Genomic DNA, 5,155 nt, shown 5'->3' with positions numbered 1-5,155 from the left:
CCCCAACTACTTCAGGCGTTCTAGGGCTTAACTGCTGTGTTCGGCATGGGTACAGGTGTATCTCCTAGGCTATCGTCACTTAACTACTGAGTCTTGTCAACTCAAAATTGAATATCTATATTCTAACAAGAAACCGTGCGCTTGTCAATATTGACTCTAGTTTTAATAAGTAATTGTATTCGAACTAAAAAGCTAGTGATTTAGAAAAATCGCCTTGAAGTCTAACCGACTTCCGCGTTGATTTCCTAAAATCATACGCTTTTCTTAACGTTCTCATTACTTATTCTTGGATAAGTCCTCGAGCGATTAGTATTGGTCCGCTACATGTGTCGCCACACTTCCACTTCCAACCTATCTACCTGATCATCTCTCAGGGCTCTTACTAACATAAAGTTATGGGAAATCTCATCTTGAGGTGGGTTTCACACTTAGATGCTTTCAGCGTTTATCCCGTCCCTACATAGCTACCCAGCGATGCCTTTGGCAAGACAACTGGTACACCAGCGGTAAGTCCACTCTGGTCCTCTCGTACTAGGAGCAGATCCTCTCAAATTTCCTACGCCCGCGACGGATAGGGACCGAACTGTCTCACGACGTTCTGAACCCAGCTCGCGTGCCGCTTTAATGGGCGAACAGCCCAACCCTTGGGACCGACTACAGCCCCAGGATGCGACGAGCCGACATCGAGGTGCCAAACCTCCCCGTCGATGTGAACTCTTGGGGGAGATAAGCCTGTTATCCCCAGGGTAGCTTTTATCCGTTGAGCGATGGCCCTTCCATACGGAACCACCGGATCACTAAGCCCGACTTTCGTCCCTGCTCGAGTTGTAGCTCTCGCAGTCAAGCTCCCTTATACCTTTACACTCTGCGAATGATTTCCAACCATTCTGAGGGAACCTTTGGGCGCCTCCGTTACCTTTTAGGAGGCGACCGCCCCAGTCAAACTGCCCGTCAGACACTGTCTCCGATAGGGATAACCTATCCGGGTTAGAGTAGCCATAACACAAGGGTAGTATCCCAACAGCGCCTCTGTCGAAACTGGCGTCCCGACTTCATAGGCTCCTACCTATCCTGTACATGTGGTACAGATACTCAATATCAAACTGCAGTAAAGCTCCATGGGGTCTTTCCGTCCTGTCGCGGGTAACCTGCATCTTCACAGGTACTAAAATTTCACCGAGTCTCTCGTTGAGACAGTGCCCAAATCATTACGCCTTTCGTGCGGGTCGGAACTTACCCGACAAGGAATTTCGCTACCTTAGGACCGTTATAGTTACGGCCGCCGTTTACTGGGGCTTCAATTCAGATCTTCGCTTGCGCTAAACCCTCCTCTTAACCTTCCAGCACCGGGCAGGCGTCACCCCCTATACATCATCTTACGATTTAGCAGAGAGCTGTGTTTTTGATAAACAGTTGCTTGGGCCTATTCACTGCGGCTCAGTTAAACTGAGCACCCCTTCTCCCGAAGTTACGGGGTCATTTTGCCGAGTTCCTTAACGAGAGTTCTCTCGCTCACCTGAGGCTACTCGCCTCGACTACCTGTGTCGGTTTGCGGTACGGGTAGAGTATGATACATCGCTAGAAGCTTTTCTCGGCAGTGTGACGTCACTAACTTCGCTACTTATCTTCGCTCCCCATCACAGCTCAATGTTACAGATACAAGCATTTGACTCATATCACACCTCACTGCTTAGACGGGCTCTTCCAATCGCCCGCTTTAGTTAGCCTACTGCGTCCCTCCATCACTTCATACTCTAGTACAGGAATATCAACCTGTTGTCCATCGGATACACCCTTCGGTCTCTCCTTAGGTCCCGACTAACCCAGGGCGGACGAGCCTTCCCCTGGAAACCTTAGTCTTACGGTGGATGGGATTCTCACCCATCTTTCGCTACTCATACCGGCATTCTCACTTCTATGCGTTCCAGCACTCCTCACGGTATACCTTCTTCACACATAGAACGCTCTCCTACCATAACACTAATGTGTTATCCACAGCTTCGGTAAATTGTTTTAGCCCCGGTACATTTTCGGCGCAGGGTCACTCGACTAGTGAGCTATTACGCACTCTTTGAATGAATAGCTGCTTCTAAGCTAACATCCTAGTTGTCTGTGCAACCCCACATCCTTTTCCACTTAACAATTATTTTGGGACCTTAGCTGGTGGTCTGGGCTGTTTCCCTTTCGACTACGGATCTTAGCACTCGCAGTCTGACTGCCGACCATAAATCTTTGGCATTCGGAGTTTATCTGAAATCAGTAAACCGAGATGGCCCCCTCATCCAAACAGTGCTCTACCTCCAAGATTCTCAAATGTCGACGCTAGCCCTAAAGCTATTTCGGAGAGAACCAGCTATCTCCAAGTTCGTTTGGAATTTCTCCGCTACCCACAAGTCATCCAAGCACTTTTCAACGTGCCCTGGTTCGGTCCTCCAGTGCGTCTTACCGCACCTTCAACCTGCTCATGGGTAGGTCACATGGTTTCGGGTCTACGACATAATACTAATCCGCCCTATTAAGACTCGGTTTCCCTACGGCTCCGTCTCTTCAACTTAACCTCGCATCATATCGTAACTCGCCGGTTCATTCTACAAAAGGCACGCTCTCACCCATTAACGGGCTCGAACTTGTTGTAGGCACACGGTTTCAGGTTCTATTTCACTCCCCTTCCGGGGTACTTTTCACCTTTCCCTCACGGTACTGGTTCACTATCGGTCACTAGAGAGTATTTAGGGTTGGGAGATGGTCCTCCCGGATTCCGACGAGATTTCGCGTGTCTCGCCGTACTCAGGATACTGCTAGGTATAAAGAATATTTCAAATACGAGGCTATTACTCTCTTTGGCCTACCTTCCCAGGTAGTTCTTCTATACTCTTTAAGTCCACATTGCAGTCCTACAACCCCGAGGAGTAAACTCCTCGGTTTGCCCTCCTGCCGTTTCGCTCGCCGCTACTAAGGCAATCGCTTTTGCTTTCTCTTCCTGCAGCTACTTAGATGTTTCAGTTCACTGCGTCTTCCTCTGCACTACCTTAACAGTAGTGAGTGACAGGCATTACCTGCCGGGTTCCCCCATTCGGACATCCCTGGATCATTGCTTACTTACAGCTCCCCAAGGCATTTCGTCGTTAGTCACGTCCTTCATCGGCTTCTAGTGCCAAGGCATCCACCGTGCGCCCTTATTAACTTAACCTTAATTACTAGTTTTTTTCTAAACTAGAAAACTCATTAAATATTCACAGCGTTTTCGGTTTATTTTCTTGTTACTATTTCTTAATGTATCCTTTCAGATACATCAGGAATGTTTGATAGATATTCAATTTTCAATGGACAAGTTTAGGATATGAACGACGGTCGCCTTAGCGAAACTTCTGTAGAAAATTAGGAATCTGACGCTGTGTGTCTTGCACACAAGGAAGATTGTCTATTTTCCTAAGAAGTTAGTCGTGAATTCAACTATCCTTCTTAACAAGATTTCTCCTGTTAATGGAGCCTAGCGGGATCGAACCGCTGACCTCCTGCGTGCAAAGCAGGCGCTCTCCCAGCTGAGCTAAGGCCCCACAAGACCTCTCAAAATTAAAGAAGACTGACGTACAGGTTTCCATTTCCTTAGAAAGGAGGTGATCCAGCCGCACCTTCCGATACGGCTACCTTGTTACGACTTCACCCCAATCATCTATCCCACCTTAGGCGGCTGGCTCCTAAATGGTTACCTCACCGACTTCGGGTGTTACAAACTCTCGTGGTGTGACGGGCGGTGTGTACAAGGCCCGGGAACGTATTCACCGCGGCGTGCTGATCCGCGATTACTAGCGATTCCGACTTCATGTAGGCGAGTTGCAGCCTACAATCCGAACTGAGACTGGCTTTAAGAGATTAGCTTGCCGTCACCGACTTGCGACTCGTTGTACCAGCCATTGTAGCACGTGTGTAGCCCAGGTCATAAGGGGCATGATGATTTGACGTCATCCCCACCTTCCTCCGGTTTATTACCGGCAGTCTCGCTAGAGTGCCCAACTGAATGATGGCAACTAACAATAGGGGTTGCGCTCGTTGCGGGACTTAACCCAACATCTCACGACACGAGCTGACGACAACCATGCACCACCTGTCACCGATGCTCCGAAGAGAAACCCTATCTCTAGGGCGGTCATCGGGATGTCAAGACCTGGTAAGGTTCTTCGCGTTGCTTCGAATTAAACCACATGCTCCACCGCTTGTGCGGGCCCCCGTCAATTCCTTTGAGTTTCAACCTTGCGGTCGTACTCCCCAGGCGGAGTGCTTAATGCGTTAGCTGCGGCACTGAGTCCCGGAAAGGACCCAACACCTAGCACTCATCGTTTACGGCGTGGACTACCAGGGTATCTAATCCTGTTCGCTCCCCACGCTTTCGAGCCTCAGCGTCAGTTACAGACCAGAGAGCCGCTTTCGCCACCGGTGTTCCTCCATATATCTACGCATTTCACCGCTACACATGGAATTCCACTCTCCCCTTCTGCACTCAAGTTTGACAGTTTCCAAAGCGTACTATGGTTAAGCCACAGCCTTTTACTTCAGACTTATCAAACCGCCTGCGCTCGCTTTACGCCCAATAAATCCGGACAACGCTCGGGACCTACGTATTACCGCGGCTGCTGGCACGTAGTTAGCCGTCCCTTTCTGGTAAGATACCGTCAAATGAGAAACTTTCCACTCTTCTCACAGTTCTTCTCTTACAACAGAGCTTTACGATCCGAAAACCTTCTTCACTCACGCGGCGTTGCTCGGTCAGGGTTGCCCCCATTGCCGAAGATTCCCTACTGCTGCCTCCCGTAGGAGTCTGGGCCGTGTCTCAGTCCCAGTGTGGCCGATCACCCTCTCAGGTCGGCTATGTATCGATGCCTTGGTGAGCCGTTACCTCACCAACTAGCTAATACAACGCAGGTCCATCTCATAGTGAAGCAATTGCTCCTTTCAAGTATCTACCATGCGGTAAATACTGTTATGCGGTATTAGCTATCGTTTCCAATAGTTATCCCCCGCTATGAGGCAGGTTACCTACGCGTTACTCACCCGTTCGCAACTCATCCGTCTAGTGCAAGCACCAGACTTCAGCGTTCTACTTGCATGTATTAGGCACGCCGCCAGCGTTCGTCCTGAGCCAGGATCAAACTCTCAT

At 49.5% G+C, this 5,155-nt stretch carries 1 tRNA gene and 3 rRNA genes; all 4 read right to left on the bottom strand.

Features of this window, described 5'->3' with window-relative positions:
* A 5S ribosomal RNA gene (gene rrf, locus P7J58_RS11145) occupies window positions 1–83 on the bottom strand; the annotation flags it as partial.
* A 203-nt stretch (window positions 84–286) separates the two neighbouring features.
* Window positions 287–3,190, bottom strand: a 23S ribosomal RNA gene (locus P7J58_RS11140).
* A gap of 294 nt (window positions 3,191–3,484) precedes the next feature.
* Window positions 3,485–3,557: transfer RNA gene (locus P7J58_RS11135), tRNA-Ala, on the bottom strand.
* A gap of 53 nt (window positions 3,558–3,610) precedes the next feature.
* Window positions 3,611–5,155 (bottom strand): 16S ribosomal RNA (locus P7J58_RS11130).

The sequence above is a fragment of the Streptococcus suis genome, assembly GCF_046032535.1.
In the GTDB taxonomy this organism is placed as follows: Bacteria; Bacillota; Bacilli; order Lactobacillales; family Streptococcaceae; genus Streptococcus; species Streptococcus suis_AK.
This window is presented reverse-complemented; position numbering and strand designations above follow the sequence as displayed.